This is a genomic window from Simiduia sp. (assembly GCF_058345725.1).
This window is the reverse complement of the sequence record NZ_JBTUOC010000009.1, coordinates 1-21,137: the sequence shown is the minus strand read 5'-3', so window position 1 is coordinate 21,137 and position 21,137 is coordinate 1. Positions and strand designations below refer to the sequence as shown.

The 21,137-nt window shown below is 54.1% G+C and carries 16 protein-coding genes; 6 read left to right on the top strand and 10 right to left on the bottom strand.

All coding sequences use genetic code 11. The annotated features are described in order from the left end of the window. Positions 1 to 121: 121 nt before the first annotated feature. The gene (locus tag ACW8F6_RS02375) at positions 122 to 1,270 is read left to right on the top strand and encodes a tetratricopeptide repeat protein (RefSeq protein WP_491574240.1); all 1,149 of its coding nucleotides are present in this window, start codon (positions 122 to 124) and stop codon (positions 1,268 to 1,270) included. A 125-nt stretch (positions 1,271 to 1,395) separates the two neighbouring features. Here the strand turns inward: ACW8F6_RS02375 and ACW8F6_RS02370 are convergent, their stop codons facing one another. From ACW8F6_RS02370 to ACW8F6_RS02355, 4 genes are all read right to left on the bottom strand, one after another. After that, positions 1,396 to 4,188: a TonB-dependent receptor domain-containing protein gene (locus ACW8F6_RS02370; RefSeq protein ID WP_491574239.1), complete on the bottom strand. Its 2,793-nt coding sequence runs from the start codon at positions 4,186 to 4,188 to the stop codon at positions 1,396 to 1,398. Positions 4,189 to 4,323: 135 nt separating this feature from the next. Beyond that, positions 4,324 to 7,158, bottom strand: a complete 2,835-nt coding sequence (locus ACW8F6_RS02365) for a TonB-dependent receptor (protein ID WP_491574238.1) — start codon at positions 7,156 to 7,158, stop codon at positions 4,324 to 4,326. Between the two features lie 251 nt (positions 7,159 to 7,409). Then, entirely contained in the window at positions 7,410 to 8,408 is a 999-nt protein-coding gene (locus ACW8F6_RS02360; RefSeq protein WP_491574237.1) for a FecR family protein, read from the bottom strand. A gap of 354 nt (positions 8,409 to 8,762) precedes the next feature. Next, positions 8,763 to 9,287 carry an RNA polymerase sigma factor gene (locus tag ACW8F6_RS02355; protein ID WP_491574236.1) on the bottom strand — a complete coding sequence of 175 codons (525 nt, stop codon included), beginning with the start codon at positions 9,285 to 9,287 and terminating at the stop codon, positions 8,763 to 8,765. Between the two features lie 217 nt (positions 9,288 to 9,504). On the opposite strand from ACW8F6_RS02355, the gene ACW8F6_RS02350 reads away from it, so the two are divergent. Further along, entirely contained in the window at positions 9,505 to 10,329 is an 825-nt protein-coding gene (locus tag ACW8F6_RS02350; protein ID WP_491574235.1) for a hypothetical protein, read from the top strand. Here the strand turns inward: ACW8F6_RS02350 and ACW8F6_RS02345 are convergent. Continuing rightward, on the bottom strand, positions 10,286 to 11,158 hold the full coding sequence (locus ACW8F6_RS02345; RefSeq protein ID WP_491574234.1) for an HDOD domain-containing protein: 873 nt from the start codon (positions 11,156 to 11,158) through the stop codon (positions 10,286 to 10,288). The two genes, ACW8F6_RS02350 and ACW8F6_RS02345, sit on opposite strands and share 44 nt — an antisense overlap. Positions 11,159 to 11,255: 97 nt before the next feature. Between ACW8F6_RS02345 and ACW8F6_RS02340 the strand changes: the two genes are divergently transcribed. The 3 genes from ACW8F6_RS02340 (at position 11,256) to ACW8F6_RS02330 (ending at position 15,899) form a co-directional block, all read left to right on the top strand. Then, positions 11,256 to 12,902, top strand: a complete 1,647-nt coding sequence (locus tag ACW8F6_RS02340) for a diguanylate cyclase (protein ID WP_491574233.1) — start codon at positions 11,256 to 11,258, stop codon at positions 12,900 to 12,902. Between the two features lie 85 nt (positions 12,903 to 12,987). Continuing rightward, positions 12,988 to 14,559 (top strand): ATP-dependent RNA helicase RhlB, encoded by a 1,572-nt coding sequence (gene rhlB, locus ACW8F6_RS02335; protein WP_491574232.1) that lies wholly within the window; start codon positions 12,988 to 12,990, stop codon positions 14,557 to 14,559. Positions 14,560 to 14,639: 80 nt separating this feature from the next. Further along, positions 14,640 to 15,899 (top strand): GGDEF domain-containing response regulator, encoded by a 1,260-nt coding sequence (locus ACW8F6_RS02330; protein WP_491574231.1) that lies wholly within the window; start codon positions 14,640 to 14,642, stop codon positions 15,897 to 15,899. A gap of 34 nt (positions 15,900 to 15,933) precedes the next feature. Here the strand turns inward: ACW8F6_RS02330 and cysZ are convergent, their stop codons facing one another. The 5 genes from cysZ to gatC all read right to left on the bottom strand — a co-directional run bounded on the left by cysZ (position 15,934) and on the right by gatC (position 20,356). Continuing rightward, positions 15,934 to 16,716, bottom strand: coding sequence for a sulfate transporter CysZ (cysZ, locus tag ACW8F6_RS02325; RefSeq protein WP_491574230.1), 783 nt, complete (start codon positions 16,714 to 16,716; stop codon positions 15,934 to 15,936). Between the two features lie 13 nt (positions 16,717 to 16,729). After that, on the bottom strand, positions 16,730 to 17,026 hold the full coding sequence (locus ACW8F6_RS02320; protein WP_491574229.1) for a PA4642 family protein: 297 nt from the start codon (positions 17,024 to 17,026) through the stop codon (positions 16,730 to 16,732). Positions 17,027 to 17,111: 85 nt separating this feature from the next. Beyond that, on the bottom strand, positions 17,112 to 18,563 hold the full coding sequence (gene gatB / locus ACW8F6_RS02315) for an Asp-tRNA(Asn)/Glu-tRNA(Gln) amidotransferase subunit GatB (RefSeq protein WP_491574228.1): 1,452 nt from the start codon (positions 18,561 to 18,563) through the stop codon (positions 17,112 to 17,114). Between the two features lie 29 nt (positions 18,564 to 18,592). Beyond that, positions 18,593 to 20,047, bottom strand: coding sequence for an Asp-tRNA(Asn)/Glu-tRNA(Gln) amidotransferase subunit GatA (gatA, locus tag ACW8F6_RS02310; protein ID WP_491574227.1), 1,455 nt, complete (start codon positions 20,045 to 20,047; stop codon positions 18,593 to 18,595). A gap of 21 nt (positions 20,048 to 20,068) precedes the next feature. After that, on the bottom strand, positions 20,069 to 20,356 hold the full coding sequence (gene gatC, locus ACW8F6_RS02305; RefSeq protein ID WP_491574226.1) for an Asp-tRNA(Asn)/Glu-tRNA(Gln) amidotransferase subunit GatC: 288 nt from the start codon (positions 20,354 to 20,356) through the stop codon (positions 20,069 to 20,071). A gap of 338 nt (positions 20,357 to 20,694) precedes the next feature. Here gatC and ACW8F6_RS02300 point away from each other — a divergent pair. Continuing rightward, positions 20,695 to 21,137, top strand: a 443-nt coding sequence (locus ACW8F6_RS02300; protein ID WP_491574225.1) for a rod shape-determining protein, incomplete at its 3' end; no start/stop codon positions are given.

Sequence of the window (21,137 nt, the reverse complement as noted above, 5' to 3'; positions counted from 1 at the left end):
TAATCCTCATTATGGTTATTTCACATCGTAATAAAGACGGTTAAAAAATGCTGAGCCTCAAAGGTTCTTGGGATAGGTTGTAGAGCAAGCCAAAACGGATGATGTCAATAAAGGAGCTAGAATGGTCAAATTATGGGTAGTACTTATATCAATTTCTTGTTTTGCAGGATGCCAGACTAATGGATTGGTCAGCGATGTTTCAAATGAGCAATTGCATAAGTTGCTGGAAGGCACCGGCTTAGTAGCCGAGGGAGCAAGTCAGGAGTTGCCAGATGATAAGCCATTTGAGCTGAGTCCTGACATGGAACAGTTTGCTGAATATTTTGCACCAAGAAGCATGCCATCAGAGATTAGGGTGAGGAGCTTGGCGGAAGCTTTAATGAAATCGAGTGGTTTAGGGCTTGATTATCACTCAGGGAAAACCTTAACAGCTCAAGAGGCGTTTTATAGAGCAGAAGCAAACTGCCTGTCTTTTTCCATTCTGTATTATGCTCTTGCAAAGAGGCAGGGACTAAGCGTTGAGTTTAATTTAGTAGATGTTCCTCCAACGTGGGATTTGGACGAAAGTGGGAGAATGATCTATTACCAGCATGTCAATGTAATTGCTCAGTTACCATTTAGCAAAGTAATTGCGGTGGATATTAATAGAGAAAATTTCGATCCAAGTTACCAATCCAAACGCATAGGAAAGGACCAGTTGGAAGCGCAGTATTACAATAATAGAGCGATGGAATTTTTGCGAACAAATGATAAGCAAAATGCTTTCTTGTACTTGAAAAAGGCGCTGTCTTTAGACCCTCATTCAGGCGTGGTATGGGGGAATCTGGGTGTAATTTACAAAAGTGTTGGGCGGCTTGATTTGGCGGAAGTAGCTTTTCATCATGCCTTAAATCAAGGTGCCGTTGTGGAGGTTGTGTCTGGTAACTTGCTAGGTTTACTGGAAGTTCAAGGGCGAAGCGAGGAGGCGAAAGTATTGCGAAATCAGGTAGCTGAAGCAAGGTCGAAAAATCCATACTACCATTTTTCAGTAGCAGAGCGGCTGTATGATCAGGGGAGGTATGCCGGTGCTTTAAAAAGTCTCGACAAAGCAATAGAACTTCAGCCGCGAGACCACAGGTTTTATTACTTAAAGGCTAAGGTGCAGGTTCACGTGGATGGAATTGAGTCAATTATATCGTCGCTGAATAATGCCAAAAAATATTCCTTGCGACCTGACCATATTTTGCTTTATGAAAAAAAGGCGGAAGCTCTTTTGCTCAGGGTCGATTAGCTATTTAGAGGGTTTGGATTTGGAGTGGTTTCATCTTCAAGTTCAGGCGATTTGGCTTAATGTAAGTTCCAGGAATAAAAAAAGGGTAGAGATTAATCTCTACCCTTTTTTGTTTTATAGACTACTTAAAACGTATAGCCTGCTTGGATGTAAGCAGTGCGTCCATAGGCGTCTACATAGCGTGGGTCCCAGCCTACTTGGTGACCAGCACCGCCAGTACGCAATGAGAGCGGCGGTTGAGCATCCAGTAAGTTGTTGACACCGATGGTGATTGTTAATTGGTCATCCATCAGCGAAGCACGCGTTTGATAATCAACAGTGTAGTAAGACGGGATTGACAGCTGGATTGGTGTGTCAACAGAGTAGTCTGGCTCACCTGTATCTGGATCAATCAGGTTTACAGTCTGTGCCTGGTCACGGTAGCCAGACTTGAAGTCAAGAGACAGGCTGTGACTAAACATTTCTTGATCCAGGGTTGCACCCAGGCGAACGCGATTGCGGAAAGTTACCGCGTTATTCTCGCCGAACCGACCTAAGCTTGAGCCTGTAAGCGAGCTTACAGATTCAATCATATAGGTACCGCCGAGGGTGGTGGTAAGTACGCCAAAGCTCAAGTCGTATGATTCACTGATATTATAATCGATACCTGACGCTTTATATTCGCCGGCGTTAACCGCAGCTTGGATAATTGCAAGCTCTTCCTCATTAGTGGCCAAGTTGGTCTTGGTGGTAAAGAGGTTGCGGTAAGTGACAGGATCACCAAAGATTTGCTGCTCAGTCAAGCGCTCTACAACATCAGTGATTTCCACATTCCAGTAGTCAACAGTAAACGTTGCAGTGTTGCTTGGCTGGAATACGCCACCAAAGGTGAACTGCGTTGATTTCTCAGGCTCCAGCTCGGCATAGCCTTGACGGAAAATCGTGTACTGTGATTCACCGGTTAAGCAGTACTGACGCAATTCATCACCCGAAGCAAAGGGGCAGCTATAGTTATCAGAGGTCACACCAAATTCTGAGCGAGGCTCGGCGATTTGACGCATGGTGGGGGCTTTAAAGCCAGTGCCGTATGCAGCGCGCAGTGCGAGGCTATCGGTCAGGTCCCAGCGAGCACTGATTTTGTAAGTGGCATCATCCATGGTCTGCCCTACTGACGCACCATCAGAATCGATGTCGCTGATAGAGTCATAGCGCAGTGACGCGGTCACCTCGAGATCTTCAGTAACAGGCATCAAGAATTCACCAAAGAGGCCCCACTGAGTACGGCTCATGTCGTAAGGAGTATCTGGCGACAGGAACAGCAGCTCTTCGTTGGCATTTGCTTCTGCGACTGTGCGCTTGTACGACGTGCTGCGATAATCAAAGCCCGCTGCCAGGATGGCTTCGCCGCCACCCATGTCAAACATGGGCTTTGATGCAACGCCATCAATGGTATTTACGGTAACTTCGGTGTTATCCCAGTTGCCAGAGTAAATGGCGGGTGCCAGTGCTGCACGATCGGCGTCGGTAAAATCATCGGGATGGGCGAAAATGTTGAACGCACCGCTGCCAGCTGCTGCAACGAAAGGATCGCGAATTAACCAGCCGGTAGGGTAGTTCTGTTCTTGATCATTCTTGGCGAAAGTGTATGCCGCAGTGTAGTCGACGTCGCCAAATGTGCCTTCCAGGCCAGCAACAAAATGCAGTGCTGAGGAATTGTATTCAGTGGTACGACCGTTAGCAGGTAATGCCCTCCAGCGACCGGCAACGTTTTGCAGTGTTGCGATTTGAGCGGCTGTTAAATGTGGCAGTACTTCGTTTGCTACCAAATCTGAGTCGTTGGGCAATGGAACCCAACCTGTGGGATAAGGTGCAATTCGGGCAGTAGTGCTTGTGTCTGAGTAGACCACGGTAGCGAAAGCAGTTAGGTCGTCAGAAATGCGAGCCTTACCATTTAGAAATAAGGAGTCACGGGTGGATTCCGGCACAATTTCAATGGTGCTTGTGTAGTCGAACCAGCATTCTTCGCCAATTGCTGACGTATTCTCAGCACAGCTACCATTGGTTTTGGCGTAAGGGTTAAAGGTAATTGTGGTCAGGCCGGTTGGGTTGTCCGCCGTAACATTTGCGGGATCTAAATACCGTACGCGAGCATTACCGGGAATGGCATTACCTGAGCCGTTAAAGAACAGACCATCTTGGCCGCTGATAGGTTCACCAACGGTTAGGATACCTGTTTTAGCAAAGTCACGGTCCGCTGCCGCAAGCTGTTCTTGCTCGCTGTGGTTGAACGCAGCCACAATAGAGAAGCCATCTTCAGCGAAGCTGCCAAAACCTGTGCTGATATCAAAGTCTACGCCAACGCCTGCGCCGGCTTCAGGGCTAGAGTAGCGCGCACTGATGTTGGTGCCTTCCATTTCATCGATTAGTTTGAAGTTCACTACACCTGCAATTGCATCTGAACCGTACAGTGCGCTCGCGCCATCAGTCAGCACTTCTACCTGTTGCAACATGCTCATTGGAATGGCCTTCAAATCGATGGTGCCGCCAGAGTCGGCGGGCGCCATACGACGACCATTTAAAAGTACCAAGGTGTATTCGCTGCCAATGTCGTGGATGCTGGCAGTTTGAATGCCGCCGCCGCCGCCGCCCGCTGAGTCAGCAGGGGTGGTGAAGCCTTGCATGGCGGTCATCTTAGAGATCAGATCACCCGTTGACGTGATGCCGCTGCGGTCCATGTCCTCGCGACCGAAGATTTGTACGGGTAGTGCGCCATCCAGGTCTTTGCGCTTAATTGCTGAACCGGTAACGATGACTTCTTCCAGTGCCTCTAGACCTGCGTCATTTTGCGCAAGAGCTTGGCCGGACATCAACATTGCAGCGCTGGTAGCTCCCAACGCTGCGAACTTAATAGCAGTAGCTAGTTTAGTGCGTTTAACCATTATGGCTTCCTCATTTATGTGTTCTTATGATGGGCTGAGCTTGAACGCCAAACTTCAACCTCAGCCTATAAGACGAAGCGATGCAGGGGGGCCTCAATTTTTTTTACGCAATAAAAGTTATTAAAAAACAATAGCTTAGAGTTTTAAGCTTATTCGCCCATACCAATATCGACCTTTCAGGTCGTGTGTGCGGGAATCCATGCTGTCATTAAAGGCCGAGGCGGCGAATGGGGCGGGGGTGTCGAGCAGGTTGTCGGCGCCCAAGGTCAGGGTTAGCCCCTTTTGAACTGCGAGCAGGTAGCTGAGTTGGACGTCGTGGGTAATCCAGTGGGATATATCGCGTTTATTTGTGGTTTTGGGGATTTCTTCTTCAAGGGCGCTGATGAAATTAATGGTGTAGTGCAGGTCCAGGCCCTCTTGTTTCCAGTTGAAGCCGGTGTTTGCCTTCCATTTGGGTAGGGCGCCGTTACCTTCTGAAGCTTCGTCTGAAAAGCTGCCGGCCAGATCCAGGGCGGGTGCGTTGGGCGCCAGTTGATCTTCAAATTTACGTAAATGGGCCGCGTTAAGAGAAAAGGTGGCCACGCCGTTTTCCAGTAGGTGTTGGTAACGCAGTGCTAGATCGACGCCATTCAATTGTCGCCGGCCAATGTTTAAAAAGCTGGCGTTGATTTTTTCTATCTCGCCCTCGTCATTGCGAATGACTCGGCTTGGAAAGGCAAGGAACTGTGCGTTCTGGTTCAAAATGTACTGTGCCGATGCGTCGACGACGTTGGATTGGTCGATCCAGAAAATGTCGACATTGGCATATAGGCCCGGTAGCTGGCTGGGTGTCCAGACTACGCCTAAGGTCTTGTTGGTTGAGCGCTCTGGCTGTAGGTTTTGAGATCCGCCAAATTCAGTCAAATATTGATTGCGAGTGGTGTCGCTCTGCTGCGTGCAGCCAGGCATAACGCCAACGTTTTCCGCTTCTGCGCAGGGGTCGTTAAGGAATGCCTGGGTGATGTTGCCGCCCTTGTGGATCTCGTTAAGGCTGGGGGCGCGAAAGCCTTTAGATAGGGTGCTGCGAAACAATAGGCCGCGCACCGGTTGGTAGCGCAGGCCGATTTTTGGGGTGGCAGCCGAGCCAAAGTCGCTGTACTGGGATAGGCGCGCGGCCAGTTCAAGGTCTAGTTGGTGCGCGTACTGGCGCTCGGCGGCCAAGGGCAATTGCAACTCGGCAAACATTTCCGTGATGTTGCGCGCGCCCTTGGTGACAGATCTTTCGCCGCCGCCGATCAGGAAGTCGTCGGAGGGGGTTGGCGATCGGTAAGTATCTTCGCGTCGGATTTCAAAGCCGGCTGCGCCTAACAGCTCGCCCTCGGGGAGGTTGGCTAAGGGGGCGTCCACAGCAAAGCTGAGGCCGATGAGCTGGCTGTGACCTTTGGTGGTGCTTTCTGCCCGCACAAAATCGAGCATGTCTGGGGTCATGCTGCCCTGGTCGCCAAATAGGTTTAGGGGAACACAGGGCTGATTACAATTTCCATTCAGCGCCTGCTGCAACCGGCGGCCGCTAAGTAGGTTGCTATAGTCTACGCGCGCGTTCGTTTTGCTCCAGTATTGGTTGAGTTGCCAGCGCACCAAGTTATCGTCGCCTTCCAACCCCCAGTTTAGGCGATAGGCGTGCGCTTGGTTAAATTGCTCCCGGCTGCCCAGATCCAGAAAGCGCTTGCGAGCGTCGTGAATAGTCGCGTCAAATGGGTTATACAGTTGGTCTGCGGCGACGGTTATTTTTTCGAGTTCAAAGTCTGAGAAGAGTGGCGTTGGCGCCAGTGTGATTGATGCCTCGGTACCCGTGTAGGATGCGTCGGCAAATAAGCTGATGTTATGGTTGAGTTCAATCCGGCCGGTAGTGAACAGGCTCGCCCTGCTTGAGGGCGAAATGGCCGATGTATAGTCGGAGTAATTAAACAGGTCTTCGTCGGTTGCCGTGCGAAAGTCTTCGGCTGCCGAACCGGTGTTGCCGTCAATGAGCGTGAACACCTCGTCATCCAAGGTAAAGCGCCCCGTTGTGGTCGCGCTGGAGCGCAGGTCTTGCCCGCCCAGGCTGCGATTGTCGGCAGAGGCTGAAACAGCGCGATCACGGCTGTTAATTCCTTGTTGTTTAAAGTAGGAGGCCGCCACCATTAGCGAGCCGGACGGGCCCGTTTGGCCCCACAGCAAGTTTGTCGTGCTGGTCTCTAGGTCGGAGCGGGAGGTTTCGCCGTAAAATTGCTCTACCTGAAAGCCGTTATAATTCTGCCGCATGATGATATTGACCACCCCGGCAATGGCGTCGGAGCCATAAAGTGCGGAGGCGCCATCTTTCAGTACTTCGATGCGCTCTACGGCTGCGGGTGGAATCGAGTTTAGGTCGATGGCATCGCCTGCCAAGCCGGCGTAGGCTGTGCGCTGGCCGTTGAGTAGCACCAGGGTGTTATTTGCCGGCAGCCCGCGCAAGGTGACCGTTGCGGTGCCATCGCCGCCATTGCTAACGGCCGTGCTGGTGGAGTTGCCGGCCACAGTGGGAATAAACTTCAAAAATTCACCGAGCGACTGGGCGCCGCTGGCGGCGAGCTCAGGTTGTGAAATAACGTCTACTGGCGATGCTCCCAAGATGTTGCTGCGACGAATGCGGCTGCCAGTTATTTGCTGACCGACGACGGCAATCTCTTCGAGGTAGTAGTTCAGCGGCTGTTCTTGGGGGGCTGAATTGGGCGCGGTTACGGAGATAATCGCAATGACTTGCTCATTAATGACTTTATAAGTTAAGTCTGAGCCCTTAAGCAGTAGGTCTAACGCCTCTAGAATGCTCAGTTCGCGCGTCTGTGCCAGCGACTTGGGGGCCAGCTTGCCGGCAAGCAGTTTGCTCGGAAAGATAATACTGACATCACTCTGTCGCCCCAGCTCGATGAGGTGATCGGCCAGCAGAGGACTTGTGTGGCTGCGTTCCACATCTGAAACAACCCGGCTATCCAGCGCTCCCAGAGCGCAAGGGGCAGTCAAGCAGGTGCTAACAGCAATCCCTGCTAACAGTAAGTGGCGCGAATAAGTTGTGTGCATCTCTCTCGCATTGGGCGCGCTGCCTTTCTGTGGGGCAGTCGTCGACCTTAAGTTCAGTATTTATATAACTGATTCTTATAAAAATAGGCGAAACACCTTGCAGAGCCAGGCTCTGAAAGGTGAGGTCAAAGAGAGGTTATATCTTATTCGTCGCGGGCATACAAGCGCGGTTGCTCGCCGCTATTGTCCTGAGCGAGGTTGAACGAAGTAATTAGCGCGGCCAAGGTGGACTCTGGCGTTTGTAGGCTAAAGGTACCAGACACTTTCAGCTTTGCCAGTGAGGGGTCTGAGGCATCAATGGGGCGATCCAGGTAGCGGTTCAGCTCGGCCAGTGCCTGCGGCAATGGCTGGGCTTCAAGCACCAGCAGGCTGTCGCGCCAGGCCAAGGATTGGCTGGCGTTAGTGGTGGTGATTTGGGATAGGCCTTGCTTGTCGATCACGAGCTGTTCGTCGGCCTTAACCAGCTTGGATTCGGGTTTCAATTCCGGTTGTACGTCCTTTTCCTTGACGCTGACGATGCCTTCCATAACCGTTACGCGAACACCACTGTGTGTGCGGTTGATGCCAAATGCTGTGCCAACTGCGGTCACGGTGCCTTCGCCCACATTTACCACGAACGGACGTGCTCGATTAGACGCCACTTTGAAAAACGCCTGGCCCTTTTCGAGCACTAAATAGCGCTTGGCTTCGGTGTACTCAATGTGTATTTCGGAATCGGTGTTAAGTTTTACCTCGGACCCATCGGCCAGCTTTATCAGCTTTTGCTCGCCGCGCTGGGTGGCAAAATGCTGGCTGTCCACATCGGTGGTGGGGGCAAGCTGGGGTAGGTAATTAAGGGCGAGTGTGGCGGTTAGTGCCAAAGAGGCCAAGGCCGCACCTTGCCATTGCCACAACCATTGCAGGCTGGACGGGCGAGCGGGTTCGATGTGGCGGAGACTAGCTTGTGCCACGTTGCTGAATTTCAAGGCACTGGTCGTTTCCCAGTCCGCGTAGGCTGCATCAAAGGCTTGCTCGTGGGCCGCACTGCGGTTGAGCCAGCGAGAAAAGGCTGCGTGAACTGACGTGCTGACTTGGTCAGAGCGCAGGCGAGCGATCCATTGGGTCGCTTCCTCGAAAATCTTATTTTGCTCTGCTGGTTTCACGTCTGTTCCAAAATATAACTGGTTAATTAGTGTGGCGCTGCACCTTAGACGGGCGGCACTCAAATTAGTTCGCTGGGCCTCTCTAACCCTAGCTGGGCACTGCTATTGTTCGCCAATTTAACGCGTCGATGAAGTGCGGCTGATCACGGAAAAGTCGCAATTCGTCGTGTTTCTGGTGTTTGCTTGCCATTTCTTGCAATGAAACGCTTGTTTTATTGCAATTATGTCCCGCTTGGGGCGCGCGATAATAGCACAGCATTTTCCAAATTGGCACAATTGTTGTGCTCTCTATGACTTTTAGACGAACCGGCGGTGGGAAGACGCAATGGGAAAGGTGAAAAAAGTCGACTGCTTCTAAATTTCGCTAGCGCCGACCCGTTCAAGGGCTTTTCTGCACGCTTTTAGTGCTTGGAGGATGTATTTTTCGACACTGGAGACTGAAATTCCCATGTCGTGCGCAATCTCTGCATAGGACAGGCCCTTTAACCGGTGCAACAGAAAGGCTTGGCGGCATTTTAGCGGCAACTTGCCGATGGCTCGCTCCATTTCATCTAACTGCTGCTTGGCACCGAGTAAGCGCTCGGGGGTGCAGTAGTCCGGCATGGCACCGGGCACTTCGTAATCGGCCAGTTGCCGCGTCACCTCGCCCTGCAAGTAGTTGCTGTGCAGCTTTTCGCGCCTAATCTGGTCGATGGCCAGGTTGGATGCGGTCTGGTAGAGGTAGGCTTTGGGATTTTCCAGTTCGCCTGCTTCGGCAAGTTTTTGGATGCGAATAAAGGCGTTTTGTGCGATATCCTCCGCATCTTCGGCACTCTTCATCTTGCGAGTCAGGTAACGCACCAGACCTGTCGCATGGCTGTCAAAGAGCTGCTCTAGCATTGATTTCTTTCGTAATGCCATTTACCGAAGGTATCTTAAGTTGGATATTCGTTGTTATGTGTGCAAATTCCCTAAGGAGGCACTTCTGGGCGGGTAGCGCGTTATATCACGGCGGCAGTTTATAGGACAGCAGTTGCCCAGCGCAACCAGCGCATGTTGCAGTGGCGCTCGAAGCCGGTAACATGGCCGCTTTGTTGGATTTAGCGGGTATTCTGTTTTGATTCATGCAGCCTTTCATACCTTGGCGTGGGGCTTAATAGCCGTACTACTCTGGTCGATGGCATCGACCCCGCCGCCGCCCACCAAAGGGCCTATGGCGGCTTTGGCAGGCGTCGATGACGACACCTTTCTGGTGGTTCACCAGGGGCGCGCGCAGTCCACCTTCGGTCTGATTAAGCCCTCCGAAACAACGGTGCGCTACCGCAGCCTGGGCATAGAGGACTGGGAGTCGGTGCTGGCGGGCGAGGTATTGGCGGCCTGTGGTGTGCCTGACTATCGCGGGGAGTTGCTGCTATTGGTAGCCCAGCCTGATCGTCATCATCTGGTTCACCTGCAGTTGCGCAATTGGGACAAGAACCCGAAATCTTCGGTATTAGGTGTTGTGTCAGTACCGGACAGCTGGCGTGAGCTGGCGTGTCCTGATGCCGGGCCCAAGGCGTTGGGAGTGTTGGCATTTAGCGAGGCTGAGGGGTTGGTCGACGCCAGTATTTCGCTACCAGATTATGCTCTGACCAGTCGTGCTGCGGGCGGTGTACTTCCCCCGTGGGAGGGGCAGCAACCCGGTGCAATTTACGCCTTGGGGAAAGTTATTTGGGTGAGCGGGTACAGCGAGCGTGGGTCGACTGTATGGCGTCTTGATCGCAGTGGAGCCGAGCCGAACTGGCAGTCGCACTACCGAGTCGACGGGTTTCAAATCACGGGTCTGGCGGCAGGTGTCGACGGCGCCGATTTGAGCATGGTGGTGGGCGATGCAATTCTGGGCTCGGCCTGGCGGCCACTTAGGTCCGCAATTCCTGCAGCAATAGATCAAAACCGGCGCTGAGCTGTCGAGTTTCTGGCAGCTTGTGCAACAGGGAGTCCAGGTCGACCCCTGCAGCCAGTGCCTGGGTTGTGGGGAATTGGGCTAGCATGGCGGTGGGGTCCTTGCTGTCGTTAAGCACCACTATATAGTTGGCCAGAAACAGTAGGTAGGCATAGCCAGCGTCCTCTGCCGAGCTAGTGCGCGCGCGTTCTGGTGCCAATTGGTGGCGAATTGCCTGGCTGATGCGCTCGGGAAAGCGCCAGCGCTCGGTAAGTTCGGCGCCCAAATCGGTAAAATCCCACGCGCTATCGTCTGAGCCGTGGGGGTTCGCCGGCTGTACTCTGTCGATCAGTGCAGCTCTGTCCGGCGCAAGAATGTGAATTAGTAAACTGCCAATATTATGCATCATGCCGCAGGTGAAGGCGGTCTCAGGTTCCAGTGGTGAAAGGCGCGCCAGCCAGCGACAAAGGCTGGCTGTGTAGAAACTGTTGCGCCAGAATTGTTCAAGGTCAAACCCCTCCGGAGCGCGAAAGGCACCAGTTAAGCCCGATGCCAACACCAAAGTGCGCAGCGTATTTAAACCTAGTGTAACCAGTGCCGCGTTGACCGAGGCCACTTGCCGTTGGCTGCCGTAGTGCGCCGAGTTTGCCAGGCGCAACACCTTCGCGGTAAGCACCTGGTCGCTCGCGAGCTTTTGGGCTAAAGCCTCGGTGTTGATGTGCGGCGCGTCGAAGGAGTTAATTACCATCTGCACCACTTCGGGAACGGCAGGCAGCTGGTGGGTTTGATCCAGTAATTTTGAAAGCCCCATGGCGATCTCACAGCAAATGGCTAGTTGCCTATGCAGCATAGCTCATTGCTTGGCCAGGCGGCGTGAGGCGGTAAATTGCAGCTACACTGGTAGGGCTGTGCCAAATCCTGTCAATTTACGGTGAGAAATTAAGCGTTTGATTGCACTTCAGTCGGGTTACTTGCTGCGTTCTCGCGCCTTAGTGTTAGGCGCAGTAGCATTCTTCTTTTTATTGGCGGCGCAATTGGCGGTTCGCCATTTCATCGATTTACCCACCTTGCGCGCTGTGATCAATGAATCCGACGGCAAAGATGTATTGCGCATTAATAACGCGCTATTACAGCGTTTGACCGTGTACGAGAGCCGTGTCGCGGATAATGCACTTTGGGATGCTGCCTACGATTATATTCGCGCCCCCCACGATGCCTTCATTGCCAGCAATTTTGACGATCGCACACTGATCGACAACGAGCTCGATGGGGTGATGTTTCTGGACGCAGCTGGGCAAATCGTGTGGCACTATGGTCAGGAACTGGGCAGTACAGCTGATAAGCGCACCCTGTTGAGCGGAGCGCCAGTCAGCGACGCCACACTGCAACAGTATTTCTATATTCCGCCCCACCGCCCGGTCGCCGGCCACATTGAAAGTCGACGGGGGTACGTGCGCGGGGCAAACAGCCCCGTGGTATTCGCAGCCTATCCGATTTTTCCCACGGGTTTGGGCGATGGGAGTCAACAAAGCGCCGGCACCTTGGTGATGTGGGCGTGGGTGGGGCGCGCCTACCTCGCCGGCGTTGCGGAGCAAACTCAATTAGAATTTAACGGCCAGTTTTTACCCGATGGCAAAGCCTCGTTGGCGCCGATGTGGCGCTATCTATTGGCGGGGCAAGTGCGTGCGCGGGACGATGACAACCGCATTTACTGGTTGCTGCGCGATGTCAATGATGAGCCAGTGATGTTGCTGTGGTTGACGCTCGATGAATTGGGTATGGAGACCGAGTTGATCTCCGACGCTATCGTAGCGGGATTGTTGGCGGCATTGGTGCTGTTGTTGGGGCTTGCCTATGCTGTGCGTCGGTGGTTGCTGCTGCCCCTTGGCGATCTTGAGCTGCAGATGGAGCGCATCACGACCTGCGGCAGTTACGAGCGCCGGCTAAACATTGACAGCTACTTGGAGCTCAATCATTTGGCCGAGCAATTTAACCTGTTATTAGAAGAGGTTTGCGAGCGCGAAAAGCACGCCAAGCGGCGCCAGGAGGAGTTGCTGCAAGCCTCTATTTCGGATGTCTTAACCGGGCTCGCCAACCGGCGTTATCTAGATCAGTTTATGGACGAGGCCTGGTTATCGTGTATGGCGAAGGCGTCTACCTATGGCTTAGTGTTAATTGATATCGACCACTTCAAAAAATACAACGATTATTATGGGCACGCGGCTGGCGACCGCATACTTAAAAAGGTGGCTGAGATCTTGTTGGCTGAGCAGCCCGCTCGGGATGCATTGACGGCGCGCTACGGTGGCGAAGAGTTTTGTCTGGTTATTATGGGAATCTCCCACAGTGGTCTGCAGAGCCTATGCGAGCGGATTTGTCACGCGGTGGAAATCGAGAATATTGAACATCGGGCCGCCGAGTTGGAACAGATCACCGTCAGTATTGGCGCAGTGCTGGCAGATGCCAGCGAGCCTAGAGTGCGGGCGCTGAACGAAACCAACCCCTTGCGCACTATTTTCAAGGCGGCCGACGAGGCTCTGTATAAGGCCAAGGGTGCGGGTAGAAATCGGGTGTGTATGGGCCGAGTGCACTGACCATTCCAGCTGTATTTGGTTAAAATACGCGCAGGCGCTGGCGTCGTGTTATACTCCCGCGCCTTAAACAGGTGAGTAATCAACGTTGATTGTTAAATTTATAAAAAATCTGGTAGGTAGTGGGGAGCCACAGCCTAGCACAAGCCAATCTAAACCCGATCGAAAATCTGCGAGTGGCAGTGAGCGCAAGCCCAAGCGCGGCGCTGATCGTCCGAAGAAAGAGGCGGCAGAGCCCTCTAGCGGCCGGGCGCGCAAACCGCGCAGCGGTGGCCGCAAGCGCGGCGAACAGGCAGCAGGCCAGGGGCGAGCGCCTCAAAAGCAGGCGACCAAGGCGGCTCAGGAACCCTGGGATATCAGCCAGTTCAAAGTGCCGCCCCTACCTGGCAAAACCCGATTTCACGATTTCGATCTGCCGCTGCCGCTGATGCGCGCCATTGCAGATCTGGGATTTGAATACGCCTCGCCCATTCAGGCGCAGTCGCTCCCCTATGCACTCAACGGCGATGACCTAGTGGGTAAAGCCCAAACCGGCACCGGTAAAACCGCCGCGTTTTTAGTGGGCATTATTGACGAATTGCTGAACAACCCTATCGAGGGCGAGCGCTTTGCCGGCGAAGCCCGCGCATTGATTATCGCGCCCACGCGCGAGTTAGTTATTCAAATTGCCGACGACGCCAAGCTGTTGACGAAATACACCGATCTTACTGTGCACACCCTGGTGGGCGGCATGGATTACGGCAAGCAACAGCAGCGATTGCACAGTGAAGTGGTGGATATTCTGGTGGCGACCCCGGGACGCTTGATCGATTTCACCGGCAATCGCGATGTCTATCTCGATCACGTGGAAATTCTGGTGCTGGATGAAGCAGACCGCATGCTAGATATGGGATTTATTCCGCAGGTGCGGCGAATTATTCGTCAGACGCCGCAGAAAAACCTCCGCCAGACGATGCTGTTTTCCGCAACCTTTACCGACGATGTGCTGAACTTGGCCAATCAATGGACCATTGATCCAGTGCGTATTGAAATTGAGCCCGAGTCGGTGGCCACCGACTCCGTGGAGCAACACGTCTATCTGGCCAGCACCGAGGAGAAGTACACCTTGCTGTACAACCTGTTGCAGCAGGAGGAAGTGGACAGCTTGATCGTCTTCGCCAATCGCCGCGATCAGTGTCGGCGCTTGCACGAGCAGCTGGAGGCGCACGGGTTTAAAGCAGGGCTACTCTCTGGCGAAGTGGCGCAGAATAAGCGCGTTCGCACGCTGGATGATTTTAAATCCGGCGCCATTAAAGTTCTGGTGGCAACGGATGTGGCCGGGCGCGGTATTCATATCGATGGCATCAGCCACGTGGTGAATTTCACTTTGCCGGAAGAGCCCGAAGACTATGTACATCGCATTGGTCGCACCGGCAGGGCCGGCCGCAAGGGTAAATCGGTGAGCTTTGCCTGCGAGGATGACGCCTTTCGACTCATGCCTATCGGCGAACTTCTGGGGGCACAGCTTAAATGTGAGCAGCCCCCCGAGGAGCTGCTGGCGCCAGCCCCGGCGCTACTGCCACCCGCGCGGCGCAGCCGCGGTCCCAGACCTGGCAGCCGGGATGGTCGCTCTGGCGGCCACCGGTCTGGAGGGTCGCGCGGCGGCTCTCACCGTCGCTGATTAGCTAAGTAAAACCCGGCCCAGGCCGGGTTTTGTTTTATTGTCTAGACTGACCCTTAGATGCCTTGGTTGGGAGCGCCATGAAGCGGATATTGGTTGTTGAAGACAGTCAGCTGGTGACCAAAATTGTCAAACATGTGGTGAAGCAGGTGGGCGGCTTAGAGGCTGTATTTGCCACCAGCCTAGCCGAGGCGAGAGCCATCCTCGAAACCCAAAAGGACCAGCTATTTGCGGCCTTGGCCGATTTGAACTTACCCGATGCCCCCGACGGCGAGGTCGTTGATTTGGTGCTAGACGCCGGCGTGCCGGTGATTGTGCTCACCGGCAGCTACGATGAAGAACGCCGCGAAAAAATCCTCGGCAAGGGTATAGTGGATTATGTCGTAAAGGAAGGTCGCTACTCCTATGAGTATGCGGTGGGCATGGTTAAGCGACTGGAACTCAATCAGTCGATCGCCGTATTGGTGGTGGACGACTCCTCCACTTCGCGCCGTTACATTAGTGAGCTGCTGTTGCGTCAGGGTTTTCAAGTGTTCAGCGCAGAGCATGGCAAGGCCGCCATTAAGGTGATCTTGTCGCAGGAAAATATCAGCTTGGTGATCACCGACTTTCACATGCCGGAAATGGACGGCGTAGAATTAGTCAAAAATTTGCGCCACAAATACGGTAAAAGTGATCTTGTGGTAATCGGTCTGTCGGGGCAGGGCGATAAGTCACTGTCGGCAAAATTCATCAAAAACGGCGCGAATGACTTTTTGCAAAAGCCTTTTAATTACGAAGAGTTTAACTGTCGCGTGCGCCACAATGTGGAGTCGCTGGAGCTGATCCGGCAAATTCGCGACGCTACCTTTAAAGACTACCTGACCGGCATTTGGAGCCGGCGCTATTTTTACGAGCGCGGCGAGCTGCTGTATCAGGACGCCGTGGCCAATAACAAGCCCATCGCGGCGGCGATTATGGACTTGGACAACTTCCGTCACCTGAACGACGTCTACGGCCACGAAATTGGCGATTGCCTGCTTGTACAGGTGGCCGAGATGCTACAAGGTGCGCTGAAGCGCTTTTTAGTGGCGCGCGCTGGCGGTGAAGAGTTTTACGCACTGCTGCCGGGCCTGGATAACGATCAAGCACAATCGCTCATCTCCCAAATTCGGCAAATGGTGGCTAACAAGCCCCTGGTATTGGACGACGGCAGCGAAATCTATTGCAGTTTTAGTGCCGGCGTCACCAACGAACTGGGTGCCTCCCTAGATGATCAGATTGCACGCGCCGACGAGTACCTGATGCGCGCGAAAGAGGCGGGTCGAAACTTGGTGGTAGGTGATGACGATGAGCCCTAGTGGGGCTGGCTGAGTCGACTCAACCCGTAAAACCTCACGCGTCTTTGTGCTCGAGTAACACATCGGCATTGAGCGCGCGGCCTTGAATATCGCGTAGCCAAAACACGGTAGCCGCCGCCACCGCAATGGGCATCACGAAGATATTCACGATCGGTACCATGCTGCCCAGCATCACCAGCCCGCCCAGGCTAAAACTCCCCAGCGACTGGCCCGCCAGTTGTTGACGCAGTTGCTTAAAAGGCACTTGGTGGTTGTCTGCGGGGTAATCGGCATATTGAATAGTCATGCACCAAGCACCCCAAAGCGCCGCAATCGCCGGTGCGAGTAAATTGAACGGCGGAATAAACGACAGCACGAATAAGCCCAAGAGCACCAAGGCCCCTCTAGAAATAAAATACCACAGCTTTTGCAATTCACGGCCCAGGGTTCTGGGAATCATAGACGACAGGGGTTCAGGCGGGGGCGCTATACCCGTGAGCTTGGTTTCTATTTTTTCAGCCAATACACCGTTAAAAGGCGCAGCTATTAGATTGGTAATTATGCTAAAACTGTAGCCGTATACGAATACCAGTAAAAATGCCGCAATTAACCACAAGATACCACCTAGAAAACTGAGCCAGGTGGGCAGCAAGGTGAGCAGCCAGTCAGTTAACTGCCCAAACTCATGCAGCAGCCATGCGGTTAGCAGGAAGAACAGCACGACGTTGATGATCAGAGGCACCAATATAAACAGGCGCAGATCCGGGTGCAGCACCAGCCGAAGTCCCAGTGAAATAGCAGCCGGGCCCGAGGTGGGTGTGCCGTTGAGTCTAATCATCTGAATTGTTCGCCTATTGGGCGCCGGCGGCGCGAAGAATATTTGCGTAGTCTTCGCTCTGCTTGTGCAAGCTGGCGATGTGCAGGAGTGTATGACCTTCGGGATTGGTGGCGTTCAGGTCTCGACCGGCGGCTTTAAACATCTCAACAAAGGTGGCGAAATTTTCGGCCACCATACCGCGATAGGCTTTTTCGAGGCAGTGAAAATCGGGATTTACGCCTGCGGGCGCTTCAAAATCTAAAAAGGTCTTCACTTGTTCGTCGGAAAAAACCTGGCCGAGAACTTTTTGTTTGTCTTTCTTAAGTGACATCGTGTTTCCTGTGACGGTAGTGTTGTAGCTATTGTGTTTGTTCGGCCAACGGCGCCTGCCAGTAGCAGGCGTCGCTGGCAGCTTTTTAAAGTAGTGCGTTCAATTTTTTCAGCAAAATGTCGTTTATGGCCTGTGGGTTAGCTTGGCCTTTAGATGCCTTCATGATCTGACCCACAAAATAGCCCAGCATTTTCGGGCGTTTGTCGGCATCGGCATTTTTGTAGTTTTCCACCTGCTTGGGGCTGGCGGCGATGACTTCGTCGGCCATGGCCTCGAGGGCGCCGGTGTCCGATACCTGTTTGAGTCCGCGCTTCTCGATGACGGCATCGGCATCGCCTTCGCCGGCCCACATAGCCTCAAATACTTCTTTGGCCTGCTTGCTGGAAATGGTGCCGTCTTTAATACGGGCAATCATGCCACCTAACTGCTGAGCCGAAACCGGACTTGCGGTCAGTACCAGATCCTCTGCGTTAAGGCGCGCAGTCAGCTCGCCCATGATCCAGTTGGCAGCGAGCTTGGCGTCGCCGGCAACGGCGACAGTCGCCTCAAAAAACTGGGCGGTGGGCAGTGCGTCGCTGAGCTGACTGGCGTCGTAGTCAGACAATTGATAGGTGTCTTTAAAGCGCGCGTGACGGGCGTCGGGCAGCTCGGGCAGGCTGGCGCGCACGGCGGCGATGTATTCGTCGTCGATAACCACAGGCAGCAGGTCGGGGCAGGGGAAGTAGCGGTAGTCGTTGGCCTCTTCTTTCGAGCGCATGGAGCGGGACTCTTTGCGCTCGCCGTTATACAGGCGCGTTTCCTGCACAATGGTGCCGCCGTCTTCGATGACATCAATCTGGCGCTCTACTTCCAACTTGATGGCTTCCTCCATAAACCGGAAAGAGTTCAGGTTTTTGGTTTCAGTGCGGGTGCCAAGGGTTTCTTCGCCCATCGGACGCACGGAAATGTTGACGTCGAAACGCATTGATCCCTGAGACATATCGCCGTCGCAAATGCCCAGCGAGGTGACGATGGAGTGCAGCTTTTTCGCAAAGGCGACGGCCTCTTCGGCACTGCGCATGTCGGGCTCGGAGACGATTTCGATCAGCGGCGTGCCGGCGCGGTTTAAATCGATGCCGCTCATGCCGTGGTAGTCTTCGTGCAACGACTTGCCCGCGTCTTCTTCCAGGTGCGCGTGGTGGATGCGAACGCGTTTGGTGCGACCGTCGGCCAGGCTGATATCGACGTGACCGGCGCCGACGATGGGGGCTTCCAGTTGCGTGGTTTGATAACCCTTGGGCAGATCGGGGTAGAAATAGTTTTTGCGTTCAAAAAATGAGCGCTTGCCGATGTCTGCGTCTATCGCCAGGCCAAACATGGTGGCGTAGCGATAGGCCTGTTCATTGACGATGGGCAGTGTGCCGGGCATGGCTAGATCAATTGCGCACGCCTGGGTGTTGGGTTCAGCGCCAAAGGCGGTGCTGGCGCCAGAGAATATTTTTGTTGCGGTGGCCAGTTGCACATGCACTTCTAGGCCAATTACCGTTTCCCATTGCATGGGGTCACTCCTTAATAATATACCTAGGCCTACTCGATGCCTGCGGGCGCTTGCTGATGAAAGTCGGTGTGCAATTGGAACTGGTGCGCGGCGTTTAACATGCGCGCCTCATCAAAATAGTTGCCAATAATTTGCAGGCCCACAGGTTTGTTGTCGACCAGGCCGCAGGGTAGCGACATACCAGGTAGCCCTGCCAAGTTGGTGGCGATGGTGTAAATGTCTTCCAGATACATGGCAATAGGGTCTGCGCCTTTGGCGCCAAAGGCAAAGGCGGGCGAAGGCGAAGTGGGGCCGACAATTAAATCTACCTCGTTAAAGGCGTCCACAAAATCCTGCTTGATTAGCCGGCGCACTTTTTGCGCCTTGCGATAGTAGGCGTCGTAGTAACCTGCCGACAGGCAGTAGGTGCCCACCAGGATACGGCGCTGAACTTCTTCGCCGAAGGCTTCACCACGCGAGCGCTTGTACAGGTCGGCCAAGTCCGCAGGATTTTCGCAGCGATAGCCGTAGCGGACACCGTCAAAGCGCGACAGGTTGGCCGAGCACTCGGCTGGGGCAATCACATAATAGGCGGGCACTGCCAGGTGCGAGTGAGGCAGGCTGATGGATTTCACCTTGGCGCCCAGGGCTTCATACTGTTTGATGGCTGCTTCTACGGCCGCTTGGGTGCCGGCGTCCAGGCCTTCGCCAAAATACTCCTTGGGCACGCCGAGGGTTAGCCCCGCTAGCGAATCGTTTAGCTGTGCCGTGTAGTCGGGTACGTCGCGCTCGATATTGGTGGAATCTTTCGGGTCGAAGGAAGCCATGCTGTTTAACATGAGCGCTGCGTCTTCCGCCGTGCGCGTCATGGGGCCGGCCTGATCCAGGCTGGAGGCAAAGGCAATCATGCCCCAACGCGATACGCGCCCGTAGGTGGGTTTCAAACCGGTAAGACCACAAAGGGCGGCCGGTTGACGGATTGAACCACCGGTATCGGTGGCGGTGGCGGCTGGCGCCAAGCGTGCAGCCACGGCGGCAGCGGAACCGCCTGAAGACCCACCGGGTACACAGCCGGTATCCCATGGATTTTTCACCGGCCCGTAAAAGCTGGTTTCGTTAGAGGAGCCCATGGCGAACTCGTCCATGTTGGTCTTGCCCAGCATGACCGCGCCGGCGGACTGGTAGTTCGACACCACGGTGGCGTCGTAGGGCGCGATAAAATTATCCAACATTTTCGAACCACAACTGGTGCGCACACCCTGGGTACAAAAGATATCTTTGTGGGCAATGGGCAGACCGCACAGGGGGTGGGGGTCGCCCGCTGCCAAGCGCGCATCAGCGGCGCGCGCCTGGGTAAGCGCTATGTCTTCTGTCACAGTGATGAAGCTATTGTAGCGGCTGTCTAAGCGTTTGATGCGCTCGAGAAAATGCTGCGTTAACTCAACGCTGGACCAGGATTTTGCTTGCAGGCCGGCGCTCAGTTCGGCCAAAGTTTTGTTGTGCATGGTGTCTTTCCTTGTGCGGCCTTAATCGATGACCTTGGGTACCAGATACAGCCCGTCTTCGGTGGCCGGGGCAATGGCCTGAAATGCATCCCGCTGATTGGCTTCGGTCACTGTGTCTGGGCGCAGGCGTTGCAGGGCGTCCATGGGGTGCGCCATGGGGGTGACGGCGTCGGTGTCTGCTGCTTGCAGCTGATCCACCAGCGCCAAAACGTCGCCCAGTCGGCGGGTCACTTCGTCGATGGTTTCTTCGCTGATTTGCAAACGGGCGAGTTCACCCAGTTTGACGATGTCAGAGCGATCCACTGCCATTGTTTGTCTCCACTGTGTTGGATCATTCGGTCTGCGCTGCCGGTTAAAGGGCAAAACACCGTCCCGCGCGATATGCGCCAGGGTGTCGTTGGGCACAGGAATGTGAAAAAGGGCGCTAAAGTTACCATATTTGCGCCTTGCTCAAAATCCCTGCCGTTGTTAGAGTGCGTGGATTATGGACGAAGTGGCCATTAACCTGCGCAAATCCTGTCTGGCAGGTCCTGTTGAACGCTGGATCAGGTCTCATTTCAGAATAGCGTGAGCGTAACAGGCTCTAATAAGTAGGCCCGAATCCCAACAACTATTCAGATTATTTAGCAGTAAGGTGCGACCCACCCATGTTTAAACGCCTGCGCGGAGTGTTTTCAAACGACCTGTCCATTGATCTGGGCACGGCCAATACCCTAATTTATGTACGTGAGCGCGGTATCGTCTTAGACGAGCCGTCTGTGGTTGCCATTCGCCAGCACAATGGCTCAAAAATTGTCGAAGCGGTCGGTGTTGAAGCCAAGCGCATGTTGGGCCGAACACCGGGCAACATCACTGCAATCCGGCCCTTGAAAGACGGCGTGATTGCCGATTTTCAGGTCACCGAAAAAATGTTGCAGCACTTTATTCGCAAAGTGCACGAAAACAGCTGGTTTCAGCCGTCCCCGCGGGTACTGATTTGTGTTCCCTGTCTGTCCACCGAAGTTGAAAAACGCGCCATTCGCGAGTCGGCTTTGGGCGCGGGCGCACGCGAGGTTCGCTTGATCGAAGAGCCTATGGCCGCGGCCATAGG